Origin of the sequence: Gelidibacter mesophilus DSM 14095 (assembly GCF_000423005.1) — a bacterium.
In the GTDB taxonomy this organism is placed as follows: domain Bacteria; phylum Bacteroidota; class Bacteroidia; order Flavobacteriales; family Flavobacteriaceae; genus Gelidibacter; species Gelidibacter mesophilus.
In genome coordinates this window covers 301,852-321,115 of the sequence record NZ_KE383968.1, presented here as the reverse complement: position 1 = coordinate 321,115, position 19,264 = coordinate 301,852, and the positions used below count along the sequence as shown (strand labels likewise).

The following is a 19,264-nucleotide window of genomic DNA, read 5'->3' as shown; positions in this document are numbered from 1 at the left end:
GTGTTTAGATATGCCCTAATTTCTTTTGGGATAAAGGATCAACTTTATAATTTAATCATTGAGATTTCAGCAATTCTTTCACAACAGTTGGAAAATGGGCCATCTCGAGCTCATGGATTTTTGCAGCGACTCCTTCAGCGGTATCAGTTGGGTGAACCTTACATTTTGACTGGAAAACAATCGCTCCTTCATCATAATGTTCATTGACATAATGAATGGTAATGCCTGTTTCAACTTCCTTATTGGTGACGACCGCCTCATGAACATAACTGCCATACATCCCTTTTCCGCCGTATTTGGGAAGCAAGGCTGGGTGGATATTGATGACCTTATTTGGAAATTCGTGAAGTATAAATTCTGGAAACTTCCATAAAAAACCTGCCAAGACTATCAAATCGGGTTTTGCTGCCTTTAAAATATTGAGAACATCCTGACTTTCAGAAAAGGCTATTCTGTTAAATGACAGTGCACTCACTTTTAAACTTTTACAGCGCTCTAAAACTTTGGCGTGAGGATTATTGGTCAGAACCTGAACTACAGAACCGATATCACTATTCTGAAAAAATTTGATTAAATTTTCAGCATTTGTGCCACTTCCCGAGGCAAAAATCACAATCCGTTTCATCTGCTTTTATTCGTTTTAAAATTATAGTCAGACCTGTCTTCAGCTATTCAGATGCAATTTGAGGTCCAATTAAAAAATATGTTCAGCAAAGTTCCATAATCTCATTTCATTTACAGATATTCGCTCCTAATTTCGAAAACAAAAAAAAGAATAATTATTAACAATTAGGAGGTAAAATAGAAATACTTCACCGTATTTTGACTAAATTACAAACTCATTCTAGCTTATTCTAGAAATAAAAATGGGTTTTAAAATAAAGTTTTTTATTTTTGCCAATTAATAAAACTTAAAATTAAAGATTATGTCAGACATTGCATCAAGAGTAAAAGCGATTATAGTAGACAAATTAGGTGTTGACGAGAACGAAGTTGTCACTGAAGCAAGCTTCACCAATGATTTGGGAGCAGATTCTTTGGATACTGTGGAATTAATCATGGAATTCGAGAAAGAATTTGATATCCAAATTCCAGATGACCAAGCTGAAAACATCGCTACAGTAGGTCAAGCTATCTCTTATATAGAAGCAGCAAAATAAGCAACAAACTTTATGGAATTAAGGCGAGTTGTAGTGACAGGGTTAGGTGCTCTTACACCAATCGGGAATACCAAAGATGAATATTGGGATGCCCTGGTTAGTGGTAAAAGTGGTGCTGGACCTATAACCTATTTTGATGCTGAAAAGTTCAAGACTAAATTCGCTTGCGAATTAAAAAACTTTATACCTACCGATTTCATTGATCGCAAGTTAGTCAACAGAATGGACAGATTTACGCAATATGCAATGGTGGCTTCTGATGAAGCTATTGCAGATGCCAAATTGGATCTTAGTGTGGTTGACAAACTTCGCGTTGGGGTGATTTGGGGTGCTGGTATTGGTGGGTTGGAGACTTTTCAGGATGAGGTACTTAATTTTGCCGCAGGCGACGGAACGCCACGGTTCAACCCTTTCTTTATTCCAAAGATGATTGCAGATATAGCTCCGGGTAACATTTCCATTAAACATGGATTTATGGGACCTAACTATACCACGGTCTCGGCTTGTGCATCATCCGCTAATGCAATGATTGACGCTTTGAACTATATACGTTTGGGCTATTGCGATGTTATTGTTACCGGTGGAAGTGAAGCAGCCGTTACTAAAGCAGGAATGGGTGGCTTTAATGCCATGCACGCTCTATCAACTAGAAATGATAGTCCGGAAACAGCTTCTAGACCTTTTGACGCTACTAGAGATGGTTTTGTCTTAGGTGAAGGTGCAGGTGCTATTATTCTTGAGGATTATGAGCATGCTAAGGAAAGAGGGGCAAAAATTTATGCAGAGGTACTTGGAGGCGGATTGTCTTCTGATGCCTATCATATGACTGCACCACATCCTGAAGGAATAGGAGTTATTGCCGTAATGAGAAATTGTTTGGAAAATGCTGGATTGAAGCCGGAAGATGTTGATCATATCAACACACACGGTACCTCCACGCCTTTAGGTGATGTTGCCGAACTAAAAGCAATTACGGAAGTTTTTGGTGAACACGCCAAGAACATCAATATCAATTCAACAAAATCTATGACGGGCCATTTATTGGGTGCTGCAGGTGCTATTGAGTCTATTGCCGCAATTTTGGCTATGGAATATGGTATCGTGCCGCCTACGATAAACCATACCGTTGTAGATGAAAATATTGATCCACAATTAAACTTAACACTTAACAAAGCTCAAAAGAGAGAGGTTAAAGTGGCTATGAGTAATACCTTTGGATTTGGCGGTCATAACGCCTGCGTATTATTCAAAAAATTAGACTAAATCCCGAATGAATTACATTCGTAACATATTAAATTCCCGTTCTAAATCTGACGGGAATTTTTTTTTAGCAATTCAGAAAATCATAGGCTATAAGCCCAAAAATAAGAGTCTTTTCATAAAGGCCTTCACGCATCGCTCTATGAACATCAAGGACGATAAGGGGATGGCCCTCAATTACGAAAGGCTCGAGTTTGTTGGGGATGCTATGTTGGGTGCGGTTATTGCCGCCTATCTTTATGATGAAGTACCAGAAGGAGACGAGGGTTATTTGACGAAAATGCGATCTAAAGTAGTGAGTAGAGAACACCTTAATGAATTGGGAAAGGAGCTCAGGCTTATTGACTATGTGGAAGCAAAAATTCCTAAGAACAATTTTGGTAGTAATATTCACGGCAACTTGTTCGAAGCCCTTGTTGGTGCCATTTACCTCGACAAAGGATTTAAGCAATGCGAAAAATTCATCAACAAAAATGTTATTTATAAACATATAGATATTGAAACGCTTGAAGGCAAAGTTATCAGCTACAAAAGCTTATTGATTGAATGGTGCCAAAAAGAAAAGAAAACCTTCGATTTCAATGTTTATGAAGACACCGGCAATGACAATATCAAACATTTCTCCGTTAAACTTTCTATCGATGGGAAAGTAGTTTCAAAGGCACGAGCAACCTCCAAAAAGAAAGCTGAAGAAAAGGCTTCCAAACGTGCTTTTTTTGCGTTTCAAAACCGAATTAACAGATCGTTTAAGGAATAGTTTTTAGTTTTTTAATAAAAGTTGCTAACTATAACGATTTCGCTTGCTACGCCTGTTAAGAATAAGTAAAACTTCGCATCACAGTTGAGATAAAATGGTATCTTTACGCTTCATGTTGTTATCACTATGGCGTTACACAAACTACTTGTAGATGATTTTTATGACGCTTCCTACTCGCTTTTAGCCGTACACTGTAGGTTGGAAGATTACAGACTTGCCTATCTTCTTAATAAATATTTAAATCTGAACCTGAAACGTCAGCGTCACGATTTGGATTATAAATATTTTGCAGCAACTTATCCAATTTATGAATGGTTTGATGAGGAGTTTTTTACAACCTGGCACATGGTGTCAAATGTCTGTAAGAAGGAAGAAGACAGCTTGCAAAGTTCCGGTTCGTTGTTTTCAACGAGCGAGAAAGTGTTGAAAACATACCATTTGTTGCCTGAACTAAAAAATGTAGATTTTTTAATAAAAGTGACAAATGATGATCGGTATTTAGACGAAAAACAGATGCTGGAAAAAATACAGGGAATACCTCAGGTAGTAACAACATATGCCATAGATGTAGACCAACTAAAGTCTAAGGACAACTTAATTTTTTGATTAATGCAAAAACGAAAGAAAACAAAAATAGTAGCCACTTTAGGGCCCGCAACGAGTACTAAAGCAGTTTTAAAAGGAATGCTTGACGAAGGCGTTGATGTCTTCAGGATCAATTTTTCTCACGCCAATTATGCTGACGTTGAAGAACGTATCAATATGATTCGGGATCTCAATGAGGAGTTTGGCTATAATGCCGCCATTTTAGGAGATTTACAAGGACCCAAATTACGCGTTGGTGTGATGAAGGGTGAAGTGGTCGTGAATGCGGGCGATGAAATTATCTTCGCAACGGGGAAGAAATTTGAAGGCACAAAAGATCGTGTCTTTATGACTTATGACAAATTCCCACAAGATGCCAAACCGGGAGAACGTATTCTTCTTGACGATGGAAAGCTGATTTTTGAAGTGGTTTCCACAGATAAGAAATCTGAAGTAAAAGCGCGCGTTATCCAAGGTGGACCATTAAAATCAAAGAAAGGTGTTAACCTTCCAAATACCAATATCTCACAACCTGCCTTAACGGAAAAAGATATTGAAGATGCCATTTTCGCCATAAAGATGAAAGTAGATTGGATGGCCTTATCTTTTGTGCGTCATGCTGAAGATTTAATGGAGTTGGGTGAATTGATCAAAAAGCATAGTGATCATAAAATTCCTATTATTGCCAAAATTGAAAAACCGGAAGCGGTAGAAAACATTGATAAAATTGTCGCTTATTGCGATGGATTGATGGTTGCTCGTGGAGATTTGGGTGTGGAAATTCCTGCAGAGGAAGTGCCATTAATTCAAAAACAATTGGTTTTAAGAGCTAAGCGGGCAAGAATTCCAGTGATTATTGCAACACAAATGATGGAAACCATGATTTCTAGCTTAACACCAACTCGCGCTGAAGTAAATGATGTTGCGAACTCTGTCATGGATGGTGCAGATGCAGTCATGCTATCAGGAGAGACTTCCGTAGGACAATATCCTATACAAGTGATCCGACAAATGAGCAATATTATTAAAAGTGTGGAAGATTCACCCTTAATTAAGGTGCCACAATCACCGCCACATATTCGTACCAAACGTTATATTACAAAGTCAATTTGCTATCATGCGGCCAATATGGCCAATGAAATCAATGCAAGAGCTATTTCAACCCTTACAAATAGTGGTTATACGGCTTTTCAAATATCAGCGTGGAGACCAAGTTCTCATATTTTGGTATTTACTTCCAATCTCAGAATTTTAACCCAACTTAATTTACTTTGGGGCGTTAAAGCGTTTTTCTATGATAAGTTTGTGAGTACAGATGAAACCATTGAAGATGTGAATGCAATAGCTTGTAAACAGGGTTATTTAGAAGAGGGTGACATGCTCGTAAGTTTGGCGGCAATGCCCATCCAGGAAAAGGGTATGGTTAATACCTTAAGAGTGACTGAAATAACAAGTTGTAATTTTTAGACACCAAAGCCTAATTACTGTTAGCCTATTCAACACAAAAACCTCAACGTCTTTTTAAGGCTTTGAGGTTTTTTGTTGATATAATTGAAATCTTTAAAAATTTGTAACTTTATCGGAGTCCACATTATCTAGAATTAATTACGCAACCATTATAGTCATATCGCATCTAAATAGTGAGGTGTTCAGCTGTAAATTAATATAAAGTGATATCTGCCTTATGAAAAACACCGTTATTCTTTTACTTGTAATTTTGGCATTTAGTTGTTCCAGTAACAATAATGGCACTAAAGGCGTTGTTAATTTAAAAGTTAATGGCTGCTTTCACGAATTCCAGAATAGAGCTCAAATTTGTTTGGACTCCGTCTTTAATGATTCCAGATGTCCTTCAGATCTCGTTTGCGTTTGGGGAGGTGATGCGTTGGCCGCCTTTACGATAACTAAAAACGACAATGTCAGTAATTTCAATTTACATAGTCATAGTAATTTTCAGAGCGATACCATCATCGACGGAATAACCATCACATTAATCAACATCAGGCCTTATCCAATCTCTGGGCGCCCAATTGAACCTCATGAATACAGCGTTGAGATTAAGGTTGACGAATACTGATTCGGAACCGAGAAAATTAAGGGAGATCTAAAACCCAAATTTTAGCTGCACGGTAACGCTTTTCTTTAAAGAATCGACGTCCTTTAATTTGATGCTTTCCGTATTCAAATTAGACAATGAAATACCTAGTAACCTCACTGAATTGCTCATCTTTTCTTGATAAAGTAAGTCTTTGGCTGTTTCGAGAATAATATTCTTGTCGCTGATAAAATAAGGTAGGGTTTTACTTCTGGTCTGAAGTGTGAAATCGCTATATTTAATTTTTAAGGTTACTGTTTTTCCGGCAACCTTACTATTTTCCAATCGCTTGGCAACTTCATGAGCGATTTTATCCAATTTTTCCAGCATGAAAATCTCACTTGATAAATTTTCATTAAATGTGCGTTCTGCCGCCAATGATTTTTGAATACGGTTGGGCTTAACTTCACTATTGTGGATGCCTCTGACGAGGTGGTAATAATAACTTCCAGATTTTCCAAAATGATCTTCGAGGTATTCCAGGGATTTTAATTTTAAATCATTTCCCGTAAAAATGCCCATTTGGTACATCTTATCTGCAGTAACCTTTCCTACACCATGAAATTTTCTGATATCCAACACGTGCACAAAATCCAAAACTTCTTCCGGATTTACTGTTTTTTGCCCATTGGGTTTGTTATAGTCACTTGCAATCTTGGCGACAAATTTATTGACTGAGATTCCTGCTGAAGCCGTTAACCCAACTTCTTTAAAAATCCGCTCCCTGATTTCTTGGGCAATTAAGGAAGCGCTCGGGTTTCCTATTTTATTTTCGGTAACATCTAAATAAGCTTCATCGAGAGAAAGTGGTTCTACCAAGTCTGTATAATCATAAAAAATGGCTCTGATTTGTTTTGAGATTTCCTTGTAGCGATCAAATCTAGGTTTCACAAAAATTAACTCCGGACAGTTGCGTTTGGCTTGGGCACCACTCATGGCACTTCGTACGCCAAATTTTCGGGCTTCATAACTTGCTGCCGCCACCACTCCTCGTTTCTCACTGCCACCAACCGCCAAAGCTTTACCTTTAAGTTCAGGGTAATCCATTTGCTCTACAGATGCGTAAAATGCGTCCATATCCACATGAATGATCTTTCTAATTGGTAAATCGTTTGGCATGCCGTAAATTTATAACATCTAAGTGAAGAGAAATTATAAAACATGGCAAAATCGGCAATTGTTTTGGGAGCCACCGGACTCACAGGGAACATTTTATTAAATATGCTCTTAAACGATGAGCGTTACAATCAAATCATCGTTTTTGGAAGAAATTCCTGTAACATTAAACACCCGAAACTTGAAGAATACATCATTGACTTATTTCAATTGGACCATTATGTCAATAAGTTTAAGGCTGATGAAGTACACTGCTGTATCGGAACCACAAAAGCTAAAACCTCAAATAAGGAGATCTATGTAAAGATTGATTATGGCATTCCGGTAGCTGCGGCAAAACTCTGTAAAACGAATGGCATTAAAACCTTTCTAGTGATTTCGGCCTTAGGTGCCAAAAAAAATAGTAAAGTATTTTACAATAGAACTAAAGGAAAAATGGAAGCAGCCGTGCTTGGCGAGGAGATTCCTCATACCTATATCTTACAACCTTCATTAATTAGTGGCAAGCGGAAGGAATTTCGATTTGGAGAATATGTCTTTAACGGCTTGATGAGTTTGATCAAACCAATGTTTCGTTTTGGAGGCCTAAAACGCTATCAGCCCATTGCTCCAGAAACTATCGCCAAGTGTATGGTTTGGTTAGTCAATACAACTTATAATTCCGGACGAATTAAATCAAAAAAAATACAAGAATTAGGTGAGTGAACTGATTGAAATAGAGCGTAAATTTTTGGTGCTATCTGAAGATTTTAAATTGGAAGCTCTTAAGCAAAAACGGATTGTACAGGCTTTTTTAAATTCTGATAAAAGCAGAATTGTTAGGGTAAGAATTCATGGTAATGAAGGTTTTTTGACCATAAAAGGAGAACCGACAGGAGATGGTATCTCCCGATTTGAATGGGAAACAAAAATTTCAACTGCAGACGCCGAAGCCCTTTTGAATTTATGCGAAGAAGGCAGTATTGAGAAGATGAGATATGAGATAAAATATGGCGATCATATTTTTGAGGTGGATGAGTTTTTTGGCTCCAACGAAGGTTTGATAGTTGCTGAAGTAGAGTTAAAGCATGTATCTGAAACTTTTCAAAAACCGAAATGGCTTGGTGAGGAAGTTACGGGTCAATTAAAATACTATAACTCCCAATTAGTCAAAAATCCATATCAAAATTGGACTTAATTTTAAAATTTATGATGAAGAAATATATAATCTTAACGGCAGGAATATTTTTATTTCTGACCGCTTGCAATGAAAAATATAGAAAAATAGATAAAGATGACGTTACTGTAAGTTCGGAGCGTTTAGATTCGATTATTCCTGAGCCTAAGACTCAAACTGAACTTAGGGAGGCATTACTTACCAAAGGTTATCAAATTTTTGATGTTATTGATGAGAAAACAAAAGACACCATAATTATGCAGCAATATTTTGTCGCCTTTTTAAAAACAGGACCTAGCAAAATCCAAAATGAGGAAGAATCTAAACGTTTGCAAAAATTACATTTAGAACACTTAAAAAAAATGTATGATCTAGGCTATGCTGATATTTCAGGTCCATTTGGAGACGTTGGCGAGATAAGTAATATGACAATCTACAGTGTTCCATCCTTGAAAAAGGCTGATAGTTTGGCCAATGCCGATCCAATGGTCAAATCAGGCAGTTTGGTTGTTGAAATGCATCCGTGGTGGGCTCCTAAAGGCTATTCCTTAAGGTAAGAAACAACAAAACCACTGTTTTAAGGAACAGTGGTTTTGTAAATATTTAAGTTCAGCGACTAAATTGTTGTCTATTGAAAATCTGCAGAAAATGCATCCACAGTTTTCATGTCTTTCACACTGTAGGTGTCTGAAACAGCAATAACAGCCTCTTCGAGTGACGTAGGAGTTATTTTGGCGTTGTCATATTCCACCTTGGCTAAACGTGTATCAAAATCGACCGTAACCGATTTTACGCCTTCCATTTTAGCAATCTTCTTTTCAATAGTTTTGGCACAACCCATAGCACAGGTCATTCCTTCAATTCCAAACTCCGCTTTTGCATAAGTTGCATTGGGATCGAGTTGTTTTTCAGAAGCTGGGACAGGTTGCTCCATAGCAACAGATATTACTTCTGGTTGTGCATTGTCTTTACAGCTTACTGAAAATAAGGTCAGTGTAGTAAGCAAGATAAGGGCTTTAAAAGTTTTCATAATATATCGGGATTAAAACTCTGATTGAGTTATAGCTATTTAATATGGTTGTAAAAGTCAAAATTAAGAAATATTCACGTTGTTTGCACCTAGAATTAAGAATTTAACCTGCAGTGATTTATAGGAAGAAAAGTATGTATTTGAAATGGCTGTATTTAATGGCTCTTACATTTGTTTGGGGCAGCATGTTTATACTCATTAAAAAAGGTTTGATAGGCATGGGACCCTACCAATTGGGAGCCTTGCGAATTGTTTTTACAACCTTGTTTCTTGCAGGTTTTAGTTATCAAACATTAAAGCACATCCATAAAGCGCAATGGAAATGGATCTTAATATCTGGATTTATAGGCGCTTTTTTTCCTTCATTTTTATTGGCTTTGGCAGAAACTGAAGTAGACAGTTCAGTGGTGTCAATGCTAAATTCTTTAGTGCCGCTAAATACAGTTTTATTGGGATTTGCAGTTTTTGGAATTGCCTCTACAAAGCGTCAAGTTGCGGGTATAATTATTGGTTTTATAGGTACATCGTTACTCATTTTTAAAGGAGCAACCCTTCATTCCAATCAAAATTATTTTTATATTTTATATGTGATAATCTCCACACTTATGTACGCGGCCAATGTTAATATCATTAAACGCTTTCTTCAAGACGTGAAACCATTGTATATAGTAACGGGAAATTATTTAAGTATTTTTCTACCAGCTCTTGCCGTCCTATTTTGGTCAGAATTTTTTACACAGACGACTTTTGGAGATCCAAATTTTGAAATGGCTGTTTTTTATGTTGGTATTTTGGCCCTTTTTGGAACGGCACTATTAAAGCTTCTTTATTATAAGCTTGTCCAGATTTCAACTCCGGCGTTTTCATCTTCCGTAACTTATTTAATTCCTTTGGTAGCTATAATTTGGGGAGTTTTGGATGGTGAGTCCTTTAGTGCCATACAAGGAGTTGCCGCCTCCGTCATTTTAGTAGGGGTGTTTTTATCAAATAAAACTAACATAAAAAAAGTCTGAAGCTTTTAGGCTTCAGACTTTTCCCTATTATAATGGATGTTTCTTAATTAAAATCTGCTTCTGTTACTCCTTCATTAACAATGTGGTTCGTCACGTTCATTTTAATCACTTGCGGTCCTGTTGTCACAGAAATACTATAAGGATACAGTACTTCCTTTACTGGTGAATAGTTACCATAATCTTCTACTGCTGTAAAAGATTGTCCTTGTGCTTCAGTAGTTTTTTCAACCCTTATCAAAAGACCTGAGTTTACATCATAATAACGAAATGAGTCTTTGCCGTTTGAGGAAACCTTTATTTTATAAACATCATTTCCATCAATACTGGTAACGCTCTCTAAAGTTAACATGCTAGGTTCATAATGCAATTCTGGAAAAATTGAATATTCGGCTTTTTGGTCTGCAATCTGGTCTGTTGTAAGCTCGAGCTTATTTCCTTGTTGTTCTATATAGCCAGTGGTACCGTCAAATTTTTGCTTCATCACTACGCCCATACCTTCAATGGACATCTCCATAGAAGTTTTGTTTGGTACCATAGCTTTCATTTCACCAAGAGGAGAAAAAGGCATGCCTTCAATAGTTACGTTGGCAGAGGTCCAAACTGTTTTTACAGTTTTTGCTTTGTCTTTACCGCCAACAGCATTTAGATAAGAGTCCATTACGGTTTGTGCGGTAACACCATCAGGAATTGGTTTTGAAAACTCTGGTTTGCTTACAGGACTTGCATAAGTATCAAAATACAGAATTGGAATCCCAGTTTTTTCTAGGTTCTCTAAAACATCAGCGCCTTTTCCAACCACGATAATACGAGCATTTTCTGGTTTAAAGTATGTGTTGGCTACACGGGTGACATCTTCCGATGTCACTGCATTTATTTTTTGTAAAAAAGTCTCGTAGAAATCTTTTGGTAAATTGTTTATCTTGATGTTTAAAGCATATCTGGCAACCGTTTGCGGACTTTCTAAGGCCAATACAAAATCACCAACATATTTAGCCTTTGCATTTTTAAGTGCTATAGCATCTACAGGTTCTGTTTTTATGCGATTGATTTCCTTTAATGTTTGAACGACAGCACTATCTGTAACAGCGTTTCTTACAGCAGAACTAGCTCTAAAACGTCCAACATACTTATCTGCATTTACGCTCGAACCTGCGCCATACGTATAGGCGTGCTTCTCGCGTAAGTTCATATTTAAATAACTGTCAAAACCACCGCCCAAAATTTTATTGGCTACCAATACGGCATGGTAATCTGGATCATTCATTTTTAAATTGACATTATTTGTCACAGCGATGTTAGATTGTACGGCATTGGGCATATCCACAAAATTAATTTGTGTGTATTGCGCGTTGGGCGTTGCGTCAGGAACATTTGTTTCAATGACTATAGATTTCTTCCAATTACCAAAATATTTTTCAACTTGAGATTTAATTTTTGTGAATTCCACATCACCGATAACAACGAGATAGGCATGGTTAGGATTGAAGCTTTCTTCATAGAAAGCAGTAATATCCCCAAAATTGATATTATTAACGGTTTCTGTAGATACAAATTCGCCATAAGGATGGTTAACGCCATAGGATAATGCTTGTCCCACTCGGCTCGCAACAGCATCGACACTTTTTTCTTGTGCTTTCAAACCTTCAAGAAGTCTATCCTTTTCTTTTTGGAACTCATCCTCAGTCAATAATGGGTGAGTGGCTGCATCAGCCATCAGTTCTAAAACCCGATCAGAATATTGAGAAAGCGCGCTGGCATAGCCGCCAGAAGATCCGAAATTTAAAGTTGCACCCAAGAAATCGATTTCTTCATTGAATTTTTCTTTAGAGATGGATGTAGTTCCGTTACCTAACATACCGCCTACCAAAGTGGAAACACCAGCTTTAGTGCCTTCGGTTTCTGGTGTGTTGTCTATAGTTAAGTTAAAGGAAACTCTAGGGAGTTTGTGGTTTTCGACCACCATCACTTTCATCCCGTTTTTAAGTGTGAATTCCTGCGGTGATTTTAAATCGATTTTTGGAGCAGGTCCAGGTTGCGGTTGTTTTGAACGGTCAATTTGTGCATGCGCAGAAAAAGCAACAAAAAACAACATTAGAAACGCTGATATATAAGTTTTCATAGGATACAATTTTTGTTTTAAAATTTCAATTATTTGTTATCTTTCTTTGGAAGATAGTCAAGTTCTAAACGTTGGTTAGGGCTGAGGTACTTTTTGGCCACATCTCTAATTTCTTCCCTAGTGACAGAGCGGTAAATATCAATTTCAGAGTTGATAAGATTCACATCACCTTTTAAAAGATAGTTGGTGGCCAAATTTTCTGCAATCCCTTCCACACTGGAATTGGAATTGACATATTGGTTTTCAAATTGATTTTTAAGTTTTTGGTAATCTCTTTCAGAAATCAATTCCGTCTGGATTTTTAAAATTTCTTCATCCATTTCTGCCAACAAGCTGTCTAGGGTCACGTCTCCTAAAGGTAACGCCAAAATTGCAAACACGCTATAATCCATTTGACCTACGTTGATAGCTTGCGCTTGAAGTGCCATTTTTTTCTCATCTACCATTTTTTTGTATAGCACAGAACTTTTACCACCACTTAGATAACTTGAGATCATATCGAGAATATAAGATTCACGCTCTTTAAAACCTGGCGTACGGTAAGCGGCGATTACTGCAGGAATTTGAATGTTGTTATCGTAATACTCTGCTTTAATAGTTTCTGTGATGGGTTGTTCTTTAGAGAAACCTCTCACAACCTTTTCGCCTCTTGGGATAGGACCAAAATAATCCTTGACCATCTTTTTTGTTTTTGCTTTGTCAATATCACCAGCAACAACTAATACGGCGTTGTTTGGTACATAATATTTTTTGAAATAAGCTTGGAATTCTTCTAAAGTAGCAGCATCCAAATCTTCCATTTCACCAATAAGTTTCTCTTTGTAAGGATGGACTTTAAACAAGTTTTCTCCAATGGCCGCTAAAAATGCACCATAAGGAGCGTTGTCCATACGCAATCGTTTTTCTTCTTTTACCACTTCATTTTGAGTATCTACCCCTACTTGATTGATAATAGGATGCATCAAGCGTTCAGATTCCATCCATAAACCCAACTCCAAATTATTTGAAGGAAAGATTTCGTAATAGTATGTTCTGTCCAAAGAAGTGTTGGCGTTGTTGGTTCCTCCATTGGAGGATACTACGGTAAACCATTCGCCACGGCCAATATTTTCAGTGCCTTCAAATAAAAGATGCTCAAAAAAATGAGCAAAACCCGTACGGGATGGTTCATAATCTTTTCCACCTACGTCATACATAACTGAGGTAATTACTACAGGGGCTGAATTGTCTTGATGCAGAATAACATGGAGTCCGTTGTCTAAATCAAACTCTTCAAATTCAACCTTTTGCGCATGGGCTAAAGTGCCAAAAATAAGCAAAGAGGCCAAGGAGAATAAGCATTTTTTCATTGTCTTTTATTTAAAGATTAGTTGTTTTATGATGTAAGTAGCTCAAAGTGAACAATAGTTACACATTCTCACAAAAATAGCAAATGATTATGCCATAGAGTCATAAGCTGTTAAAAATAACGTCAGAAAATTACAATAATTCAGAATTTTTCACGAATTTTAAATATTAAATGAAAAAACACTTATTTCATGAATAGATCTTTGACAGTTGCCTTAAAATACGGGTTGTTTATTACTGCTTGTTTAATCGCCTATTTCTTAATTTTGAGATTGTTTGGTTTGCATGACAGTGTTTGGTTACGTTTGGCTAATGGGCTCTTTATGGCTGTAGGGATTTTCTTTGCCATTAAATATTACAAGTTCAAATACAATGCTGGGTTTACGTATGTCGATGGATTTAAAACCGGCTTACTTACAGGGTTTATTGCTACAGGCTGCTTTGTTATTTTTATGGCCATATATATGTTCCATCTCGATAAGTCATTTGCACAGGATATTCTGGCGGAATGGTTTGGCGATAGTAATCAAGGCCCTGGCTTATTGATCCTCATTTTAGTGATGGAAGGCTTGGCTTCCACTGCTGTATTGACCTTAACTTGCATGCAAATATTTAAAAAGAGCCAGCACGTTGGTCAACAGGAAGAATTGTTTGATAAAAAATCAGAAAAACGCTAGAATTCAATTTTCTTCATAAAATATCTTTCAGACTAAAGTTTTGAATCAAAACCTGTTTCATTTTGGAATTCTATTATCCAATATTGTAGATAAAAAGGCCTTCTTGAATGCTGTTTTATCAGATAATAATGAAGGGAAATTACGAGTATTTAATGGTTATAAAGGTGCGCTTTTTTCAGACTTGACCATCGCTCAGTATATTGAAAGTGAACATAGGCATCATACCATTGAAATTACAAAGGCGCAAAACAGGTTTTTGCATACGTTTTCTTCGGGAGAACGCCGAAAAGCATTGTTGGACCATTGCTTGGCTCAAAAGCCAGATTATATTATTTTTGATAGCCTATTTGATCATCTCGATGTTCCATCAAGAAAAGAACTTTCCAGCCAACTTCTTGAACTATCAAAATCAATTTCCATAATTCAAGTAGAACATCGCAAAGATAGTGTGTTGCCATTTATAAGGAATGTGGGATATGTGCAGGATAATTCTTTTGTGATTTCTGATGTCCCAGAAATAGTTCAAACCAAAAAAAATAAAATTGCAACAGATTTTCCTAGTTCTTTGATGTTTTTCAAGAAAGATTATGAAACTATTATAAAATTTGATAAGGTGTCCATTCACTATGATGATACACCTATCGTTACCAATATTAACTGGAAAGTTCAGCCAGGTGAATTTTGGCAATTGATAGGTCCTAATGGATCAGGAAAAAGCACTTTATTATCGATGATTACTGGTGATAATCCAAAAGCCTACGGACAGGATATTATGATTTTTGACCGAAAAAAAGGGAGCGGAGAAAGTATATGGGAGCTTAAAAGAAAAATCGGCTATTTTTCTACCAACTTGGCGGAATTATTTAAAAGAAACCACACGGTGGAACAAATGATAGTATCAGGTTTTTTTGATTCAATCGGATTATACAGGAAACCTAGTGGTTTGCAACAGCAAAAAGCCAAGCAATGGCTCGATGTTATTGAAATGAAACACTTGAAAGATTCTTATTTTAACAGATTGCCATTGGGCCAACAGCGGTTGGTATTGATAGCCAGAGCTTTAATAAAACAGCCCCCTCTATTAATATTGGACGAACCTTTTGAAGGGCTTGATACTGAAAATGTGGATTTGGTGGCCCAATTGATCAACACCTTAGTTGAGAAAACCCAAATCACTATTATCTATGTCTCTCATACTGTTGAAGAGGCATTGGCACCTTCGCATATTTATGAATTGATTCCAACTGAAGACGGTTCTTTAGGACAAATAAAACTCTGATTTTAATTGTAGAATCTCTTTGAAATTATTTGTTTTGAAGTGGGCATTACTGGAATTTCTAAAGTTTGATTGATTGGAACTGAGCTTGCTCCAAATATCGGTTTGATTTCTTTTTTGTACTTTTAAACGTAAATATTCTGTGTTGCAGTCAAAAAACGTTTGTAGATTAATTAATTAGGTGTATATTTGCACCCATTTTATAACAAAAATTAATTAATTTAAACGTTACGCTATGTACGCAATTGTAGAGATAGCAGGGCAACAATTCAAAGTTGAAAAAGACCAGAAAGTGTTTGTTCACCGTTTAGCAACAGAAGAAGGAAAGACAGTGTCTTTCGATAATGTTCTTTTGATTGGTGATGGTGATTCATTTACTGTAGGCGCCCCAGCTATAGACGGAGCTCAAGTAGGAGCAAAAGTCTTAAGTCATCTTAAAGGTGATAAAGTTATCGTTTTCAAAAAGAAAAGACGTAAAGGTTACCGTGTGAAAAACGGACACCGTCAAGCTCTTACTGAAATCGTTATTGAAAGCATTGTTGCTTCAGGAGGAACTAAAGCCGAAAAAACTGAGAAAGCTAAACCTGCCAAGGCAGCCAAGCCTGCAAAAGCTGAAAAAGCTGCGCCAGTAAAAGAAGCTAAAAAAGCTACTAAAAAAGAAGTTGAAGTGAGTGAAAACTTAGTAACTCGTGCTGAGCACAGAGCTGAGGACGCACACATTGAAATCAACATTGACAAAGTACTTCATAGTATAGGAACTGCTTTAAAAGCAGATGCTGATGATTTGAAATTGATCAACGGAATCGGTCCTGTCTACGAAGAGAAGCTTAACGAGTTAGGTATTTATACTTACGAGCAAATCAGCAAATTGAAAGCTGCTGATAGAGACGAACTTTCTGCAATTGATGGCATCACTCGTGAGAAAATCGAAACTGAGGAGTGGGTTAAACAAGCAAAAGCTTTGTTGAAAGACAAAAAATAATATAGAAACCTGTTTGCTGATAAGGCAGACAATTAAAACCTTAAGACAATGGCTCATAAAAAAGGAGTTGGTAGTTCTAAAAACGGTAGAGAATCAGAATCGAAACGCCTTGGTGTAAAGATTTTTGGTGGTCAAGCTGCTATTGCTGGAAATATCATCGTAAGACAAAGAGGCTATACACATCATCCAGGTGAGAATGTGTATGGTGGAAAAGATCACACTTTGCATGCACAAGTTGATGGTCTAGTGAAATTTACAAAGAAAAGAGACAATAAGTCTTATGTGTCAATTGAACCGTTTGAGGTTTAATTTTTACAGATTCTTTTCATACCTAAAAACCCTTTCTGAAATCAGAGAGGGTTTTTTTGTGGATATATTTTAAATTGTTTTAGGTTAATAATTCTAATGATTAATCTGAAGTTTTCTAAAAATGGGCGTGTAAAGAAATATATGAGGCTGAGATCCTGCATTTTATTCAGCAAAAGGTTTATATGAATTATAAAAAAAGAACTTCAATATTTTGGGAGGACCTCTATTTATTGCTAATATTGTTACTATCCATTAATTAATCACGAACCCTTAAACTATTTGATGATAAAATCTAGAATTATTGCCGTGTTGGCACTGTTGCTCATAACGTCTATGAATGCTTTCGCTCAGATGCACTCTACTGGCGAAATGGCGGTTAGCCTTGAACTTCTTAATCCATCTTCCGAAATTAATAATGGCGTGGCAAAAGTAGCGATAGAAGGTGGCCAAGCGCCATACCAATATAAATGGAGTAATGTCAACACGCCTTTAGATGTTGCACAATCTGTTGGTTTGATAGAGGGTATGGAACACTCAGTCACAATTAGTGATGCCAATGGAAATTCGGTTTTTAAACAATTTACTATACCTGCTAAATCAATCACTGAAATTTTTAATAGTAAAGTACAGCCGGCGGTTGATGTACTGGGTGCTGTTTTGTTTTGGGATGCTTTTGCTACTCTTGGTCTCTATGATCCGATAGTGTACACTTCTGAAAAGAATGTTCCGCTTTCACCAAGAGATGTGACCCCAGATGAGGAATATCAAGTAACAAAATGGTTGGTTGCCGATGGAACTCAAGTAAAGAAAGGTGATAAAATTGCGCTATTGGAAAGTGATCTTGGTAAAGAATTAGCTGTATTTGCTTCGGCGGATGGCAGCATAGAACATGTTCTCAAGGAAGGTGAAATCATTTCAAGTGAACCTGATGCCGGTTACTTTAAAACACCACTTTTGGCGGTCATCAATTTGCAATCCCCTGAACCGTTGTTATATCCAAATGGCGATACAAAAACCAATACCATCCCTTTTATTGTGGTGTGGCTTATTTTGGGAAGTATCTTCTTTACGTTGCGTTTAAAGTTTGTGAACATTCGTGGTTTTCGACATTCTTTAGACTTGGCAAGAGGAAAGTATGACGATCCTAATGCCCCAGGAACCATAACCCACTTTCAGGCTATGGCCACTGCGGTATCGGCCACCGTGGGATTGGGAAATATAGCAGGCGTTGCTGTAGCCATTTCTTTAGGTGGGGCAGGAGCGACCTTTTGGATGTTCCTCGCTGGTTTTTTTGGAATGTCTTTAAAATTTGCCGAATGTACCTTGGGTGTAAAATACCGTTTTATTGATGAAGAAGGTCGCATTTTTGGTGGACCTATGAACTACTTGCGTTATGGTCTAGAAAAACGAAATCTTAAAAAGCTGGGGAAATTCCTGGCGATTCTTTTTGCAGTTCTCGGCGTAGGCGCTTCTTTTGGAGGTGGTAATATGCTTCAGTCCAATCAGGCGTTTAAAATCGTCTCAGAAGAACTTCCGTTTTTACAGGGCCATGGATTTTGGTTCGGGATTGTCTTTGCTCTTTTAATAGGTGCTGTAATTATTGGAGGAATTAGAAGTATTGCCAAAGTGACGGAAAAAGTAGTGCCGCTGATGGCCATTTTATATGTGTTGGGATGTTTGGTAGTGATCGGTTATCACGTTGAGTATATTGGTGGTGCCTTTTTAGCAATTGTTGATGGCGCATTTTCGGCAGAAGCCTTAAAAGGAGGATTTATAGGGGTGCTGATCATTGGTTTGCAACGTGCAGCATTTTCTAGTGAGGCAGGAGTTGGATCGGCAGCAATTGCCCACAGTGCCTCCAAGACAAACCATCCTATTGCCGACGGATTTACGTCATTGGTTGAGCCTTTTATTGATACGATGTTGGTATGTACCATGACGGCATTGGTTTTGATATTTACTGGAATGCATGAAACGAGTAGTGGTCTTGGCGGCGTGGAACTGACTGCTGATGCTTTTGGAAGTGTGGTGTCTTGGTTTCCTTCAGTTTTGGCGGTGGCAGTACTGCTATTTGCTTTTTCCACAATGGTCTCTTGGTCGTATTACGGCATGCGTTCTTGGAGTTATCTCTTTGGGAGAAGTAAAAAACTGGAAATGGTCTATAAAATCATGTATTTAGGGTTTGTAGTCTTGGGTGCTTCGGTAAGTTTGGGCGCTGTTTTAAGTTTTGCCGATATGATGATCCTAGCCATGTCTTTTCCTAATATCATCGGATTGTATATTATGGCGCCTGAAATTAATGCGGATATGAAAATTTATTGGCAGAAATTAAAACATGGAAAATTGTACATCAATCCAAAGTTTCTGAAAGTAAAAGAATGA

Annotated in this window: 20 protein-coding genes; 15 read left to right on the top strand and 5 right to left on the bottom strand. The window is 37.2% G+C overall.

The features are described from left to right. Positions 1-55: 55 nt before the first annotated feature. On the bottom strand, positions 56-625 hold the full coding sequence (gene purN, locus G525_RS0119375) for a phosphoribosylglycinamide formyltransferase (protein ID WP_027127620.1): 570 nt from the start codon (positions 623-625) through the stop codon (positions 56-58). A 301-nt stretch (positions 626-926) separates the two neighbouring features. Between purN and G525_RS0119370 the strand changes: the two genes are divergently transcribed. From G525_RS0119370 to G525_RS0119345, 6 genes are all read left to right on the top strand, one after another. After that, on the top strand, positions 927-1,160 hold the full coding sequence (locus G525_RS0119370) for an acyl carrier protein (RefSeq protein WP_007647141.1): 234 nt from the start codon (positions 927-929) through the stop codon (positions 1,158-1,160). Between the two features lie 12 nt (positions 1,161-1,172). After that, the gene (gene fabF / locus G525_RS0119365; protein WP_027127619.1) at positions 1,173-2,423 is read left to right on the top strand and encodes a beta-ketoacyl-ACP synthase II; all 1,251 of its coding nucleotides are present in this window, start codon (positions 1,173-1,175) and stop codon (positions 2,421-2,423) included. A gap of 7 nt (positions 2,424-2,430) precedes the next feature. After that, a complete protein-coding gene (gene rnc, locus G525_RS0119360) occupies positions 2,431-3,177 on the top strand; it encodes a ribonuclease III (protein ID WP_027127618.1) in 747 nt (248 codons plus the stop codon). Positions 3,178-3,303: 126 nt separating this feature from the next. Then, positions 3,304-3,783 carry an IPExxxVDY family protein gene (locus tag G525_RS0119355; RefSeq protein ID WP_027127617.1) on the top strand — a complete coding sequence of 160 codons (480 nt, stop codon included), beginning with the start codon at positions 3,304-3,306 and terminating at the stop codon, positions 3,781-3,783. A 3-nt stretch (positions 3,784-3,786) separates the two neighbouring features. Next, positions 3,787-5,229, top strand: a complete 1,443-nt coding sequence (pyk, locus tag G525_RS0119350) for a pyruvate kinase (RefSeq protein ID WP_027127616.1) — start codon at positions 3,787-3,789, stop codon at positions 5,227-5,229. Positions 5,230-5,446: 217 nt separating this feature from the next. Then, entirely contained in the window at positions 5,447-5,839 is a 393-nt protein-coding gene (locus G525_RS0119345; protein WP_027127615.1) for a hypothetical protein, read from the top strand. A gap of 27 nt (positions 5,840-5,866) precedes the next feature. Here the strand turns inward: G525_RS0119345 and dinB are convergent, their stop codons facing one another. Beyond that, positions 5,867-6,976, bottom strand: coding sequence for a DNA polymerase IV (gene dinB, locus G525_RS0119340; protein WP_027127614.1), 1,110 nt, complete (start codon positions 6,974-6,976; stop codon positions 5,867-5,869). Positions 6,977-7,018: 42 nt separating this feature from the next. Here dinB and G525_RS0119335 point away from each other — a divergent pair, with 42 nt between their 5' ends. The 3 genes from G525_RS0119335 to G525_RS0119325 are packed head-to-tail and all read left to right on the top strand — an operon-like array spanning position 7,019 to position 8,686. Continuing rightward, complete coding sequence (locus tag G525_RS0119335) at positions 7,019-7,678, top strand: NAD(P)H-binding protein (RefSeq protein WP_027127613.1); 660 nt, start codon at positions 7,019-7,021, stop codon at positions 7,676-7,678. A gap of 1 nt (position 7,679) precedes the next feature. Further along, a complete protein-coding gene (locus G525_RS0119330; protein WP_027127612.1) occupies positions 7,680-8,150 on the top strand; it encodes a CYTH domain-containing protein in 471 nt (156 codons plus the stop codon). Positions 8,151-8,161: 11 nt separating this feature from the next. After that, entirely contained in the window at positions 8,162-8,686 is a 525-nt protein-coding gene (locus G525_RS0119325; RefSeq protein WP_342662773.1) for a YciI family protein, read from the top strand. Positions 8,687-8,757: 71 nt separating this feature from the next. On the opposite strand, the gene G525_RS0119320 is transcribed toward G525_RS0119325, so the two are convergent. Next, the gene (locus tag G525_RS0119320) at positions 8,758-9,159 is read right to left on the bottom strand and encodes a heavy-metal-associated domain-containing protein (RefSeq protein WP_027127610.1); all 402 of its coding nucleotides are present in this window, start codon (positions 9,157-9,159) and stop codon (positions 8,758-8,760) included. Positions 9,160-9,317: 158 nt separating this feature from the next. Between G525_RS0119320 and G525_RS0119315 the strand changes: the two genes are divergently transcribed. Beyond that, on the top strand, positions 9,318-10,172 hold the full coding sequence (locus G525_RS0119315) for a DMT family transporter (protein WP_027127609.1): 855 nt from the start codon (positions 9,318-9,320) through the stop codon (positions 10,170-10,172). Between the two features lie 43 nt (positions 10,173-10,215). On the opposite strand, the gene G525_RS0119310 is transcribed toward G525_RS0119315, so the two are convergent. Both G525_RS0119310 and G525_RS0119305 read right to left on the bottom strand, forming a co-directional pair. Next, positions 10,216-12,291 carry a M16 family metallopeptidase gene (locus G525_RS0119310; RefSeq protein ID WP_027127608.1) on the bottom strand — a complete coding sequence of 692 codons (2,076 nt, stop codon included), beginning with the start codon at positions 12,289-12,291 and terminating at the stop codon, positions 10,216-10,218. A 29-nt stretch (positions 12,292-12,320) separates the two neighbouring features. After that, positions 12,321-13,640, bottom strand: a complete 1,320-nt coding sequence (locus G525_RS0119305) for a M16 family metallopeptidase (RefSeq protein WP_027127607.1) — start codon at positions 13,638-13,640, stop codon at positions 12,321-12,323. A gap of 189 nt (positions 13,641-13,829) precedes the next feature. On the opposite strand from G525_RS0119305, the gene G525_RS0119300 reads away from it, so the two are divergent. The 5 genes from G525_RS0119300 (at position 13,830) to G525_RS0119280 (ending at position 19,264) form a co-directional block, all read left to right on the top strand. Continuing rightward, entirely contained in the window at positions 13,830-14,315 is a 486-nt protein-coding gene (locus G525_RS0119300; RefSeq protein WP_027127606.1) for a DUF4199 domain-containing protein, read from the top strand. Between the two features lie 40 nt (positions 14,316-14,355). After that, a complete protein-coding gene (locus tag G525_RS0119295; RefSeq protein ID WP_245577830.1) occupies positions 14,356-15,594 on the top strand; it encodes an ATP-binding cassette domain-containing protein in 1,239 nt (412 codons plus the stop codon). A gap of 232 nt (positions 15,595-15,826) precedes the next feature. Continuing rightward, positions 15,827-16,573, top strand: a complete 747-nt coding sequence (gene rplU, locus G525_RS0119290) for a 50S ribosomal protein L21 (protein ID WP_027127604.1) — start codon at positions 15,827-15,829, stop codon at positions 16,571-16,573. A gap of 48 nt (positions 16,574-16,621) precedes the next feature. Beyond that, positions 16,622-16,882 carry a 50S ribosomal protein L27 gene (gene rpmA / locus G525_RS0119285; RefSeq protein WP_027127603.1) on the top strand — a complete coding sequence of 87 codons (261 nt, stop codon included), beginning with the start codon at positions 16,622-16,624 and terminating at the stop codon, positions 16,880-16,882. 282 nt (positions 16,883-17,164) lie between these two features. Then, complete coding sequence (locus G525_RS0119280; RefSeq protein WP_027127602.1) at positions 17,165-19,264, top strand: amino acid carrier protein; 2,100 nt, start codon at positions 17,165-17,167, stop codon at positions 19,262-19,264.

Coding starts and splice junctions, on each gene's coding strand:
- purN (WP_027127620.1), bottom strand. CDS start 625: ATGAAACGGATTGTGATTTTTGCCTCGGGAAGTGGCACAAATGCTGAA.
- G525_RS0119370 (WP_007647141.1), top strand. CDS start 927: ATGTCAGACATTGCATCAAGAGTAAAAGCGATTATAGTAGACAAATTA.
- fabF (WP_027127619.1), top strand. CDS start 1,173: ATGGAATTAAGGCGAGTTGTAGTGACAGGGTTAGGTGCTCTTACACCA.
- rnc (WP_027127618.1), top strand. CDS start 2,431: ATGAATTACATTCGTAACATATTAAATTCCCGTTCTAAATCTGACGGG.
- G525_RS0119355 (WP_027127617.1), top strand. CDS start 3,304: ATGGCGTTACACAAACTACTTGTAGATGATTTTTATGACGCTTCCTAC.
- pyk (WP_027127616.1), top strand. CDS start 3,787: ATGCAAAAACGAAAGAAAACAAAAATAGTAGCCACTTTAGGGCCCGCA.
- G525_RS0119345 (WP_027127615.1), top strand. CDS start 5,447: ATGAAAAACACCGTTATTCTTTTACTTGTAATTTTGGCATTTAGTTGT.
- dinB (WP_027127614.1), bottom strand. CDS start 6,976: ATGCCAAACGATTTACCAATTAGAAAGATCATTCATGTGGATATGGAC.
- G525_RS0119335 (WP_027127613.1), top strand. CDS start 7,019: ATGGCAAAATCGGCAATTGTTTTGGGAGCCACCGGACTCACAGGGAAC.
- G525_RS0119325 (WP_342662773.1), top strand. CDS start 8,162: ATGATGAAGAAATATATAATCTTAACGGCAGGAATATTTTTATTTCTG.
- G525_RS0119320 (WP_027127610.1), bottom strand. CDS start 9,159: ATGAAAACTTTTAAAGCCCTTATCTTGCTTACTACACTGACCTTATTT.
- G525_RS0119315 (WP_027127609.1), top strand. CDS start 9,318: ATGGCTCTTACATTTGTTTGGGGCAGCATGTTTATACTCATTAAAAAA.
- G525_RS0119310 (WP_027127608.1), bottom strand. CDS start 12,291: ATGAAAACTTATATATCAGCGTTTCTAATGTTGTTTTTTGTTGCTTTT.
- G525_RS0119305 (WP_027127607.1), bottom strand. CDS start 13,640: ATGAAAAAATGCTTATTCTCCTTGGCCTCTTTGCTTATTTTTGGCACT.
- G525_RS0119300 (WP_027127606.1), top strand. CDS start 13,830: ATGAATAGATCTTTGACAGTTGCCTTAAAATACGGGTTGTTTATTACT.
- rplU (WP_027127604.1), top strand. CDS start 15,827: ATGTACGCAATTGTAGAGATAGCAGGGCAACAATTCAAAGTTGAAAAA.
- rpmA (WP_027127603.1), top strand. CDS start 16,622: ATGGCTCATAAAAAAGGAGTTGGTAGTTCTAAAAACGGTAGAGAATCA.
- G525_RS0119280 (WP_027127602.1), top strand. CDS start 17,165: ATGATAAAATCTAGAATTATTGCCGTGTTGGCACTGTTGCTCATAACG.